This window comes from Microbispora sp. KK1-11, assembly GCF_006874435.1.
GTDB lineage: Bacteria > Actinomycetota > Actinomycetes > Streptosporangiales > Streptosporangiaceae > Microbispora > Microbispora catharanthi.
The window spans coordinates 1-1,592 of sequence record NZ_VIRJ01000086.1; the positions used below are offsets into that span (position 1 = coordinate 1).

At 72.1% G+C, this 1,592-nt stretch carries 1 protein-coding gene; it reads right to left on the minus strand.

Annotated elements, in window-relative coordinates; genetic code table 11:
• A partial coding sequence (locus FLW16_RS42805; RefSeq protein ID WP_142566703.1) for a beta-ketoacyl reductase occupies positions 1 to 1,592 on the minus strand: 1,592 nt, incomplete at both ends.

Below are 1,592 nucleotides of genomic sequence, written 5' to 3' on the forward strand. Positions count from 1 at the left end.
AGGGAGTCGAGGCCGAGTTCGATGAGGGGTCGGTCGGTGGGGATGGCGGTGGGGTTGGGGTGGGTGAGGACGGTGGCGACTTCGGTGCGGACGAGGTCGAGCAGGGCGTGGTTCCGCTGGTCCGGCGCGAGCCCGGCGAGCCGGGCGGCCAGTGAGGTGTCCTGACCGGCTGCCTGGGCGCCCCGCGTGGCTCGGACGGCCGGTCGGCGGGGGGAGATCAGGCGGCGCAGCAGAGGCGGCGGCGTCTCGGTCGCCGTGTTCAGCCGCGCCGGCACGAGCACCGGAGGCCCGCCGGCCGGGCCGAAGACGACGGCGTCGAACAGGGCCAGGGCGTGCGCGGTGGCGAGCGGATGCAGGCCGAGCCTGGCCAGCCGCTTGCGGTCGATCTGGCTGAGGTTCGTGGTGAGGGTGCTGGTGTGGGCCCACAGTCCCCAGGCGAGGCTGGTGGCGGGTAGGCCGGTGGTGTGGCGGTGGTGGGCGAGGGCGTCGTGGAAGGTGTTGGCGGCGGCGTAGTTGGCTTGGGCGGCGCCGCCGAGCAGGCCGCTGATGGAGGAGAACAGGATGAAGGCGGCCAGGTTGTGGTGGGTGGTGTGGTGGTGGAGGTGGTGGGCGCCGTCGATTTTGGGGGCGAGGACGGGGTGGAGGTGGTCGGGGGTGAGGGTTTGCAGGGGGGTGTCGTGGGTGGTGGCGGCGGCGTGGATGACGGCGGTGAGGGGGTGGTCGTGGGGGATGGAGGTGATGAGCTGGTGGACGGCGTTTGGGTCGGTGATGTCGGTGGCGGTGATGGTGACGTGGGCGCCGGCGGTGGTGAGGTCGTGGATGAGGGTGTCGGCGCCGGGGGTGTGGTGGCCGCGTCGTCCGACGAGGTGGAGGTGGCGGATGTGGTGGGTGGTGGCGAGGTGGTGGGCGAGTAGGGCGCCGATGCCGGACAGGCCGCCGGTGATCAGGACGGTGCCGTCGGGGTTCCAGGCGCGGGGTTGATTCTGTTGGTGTGTCTGTGGGGTCAGGCGGGGGGTGTGCGGGGTGCCGGATCTGAGGGCGGTGTGGGGTTCGTCGTGGTGGTGGGCGGTCGCGGCCGCGCTGGCCAGAGCGGTGACGGAGTCGGGGTGGTGGTCGTGGTCGATGAGGTGGATGCGGCCGGGGTGTTCGGTTTGTGCGGAGCGGACCAGGCCCCACACGGGGGCGGTGGCCAGGTCGATGGGGTCGTTGCCGGTGACCGCGACGGCATGGTGGGTCAGCACCAGCAGGCGGGTGCCGGCCAGGCGGTCGTCGGCCAGGAAGGTCTGCAAAGTGACCAGGGTGTGTTCGAGCACCGCGTGCGCGGCGTCCACCGGGCTGCCGTGCCCTGTCGTCTCGCTGTCGGATTCCGGGCCGTCGGTGGCGTCGTGGTCGGGTGTGTCGTGGAGGTGGCCGTGGATCGGCAGCGCGACCACGTCCGGAACGGGTTCGGCGGCGCTGATGGCGTCGGTGAGGGCGGTCAGGTCCTCGTAGTAGGTCGCGGTGGCGGTCTGGCGTAGTTCGTCGTAGAGCGTGTGATCACCGAGGACTGCCCACGCCTCGCGCGCCGCCGGCACGAGATCGAGCGGTGACCA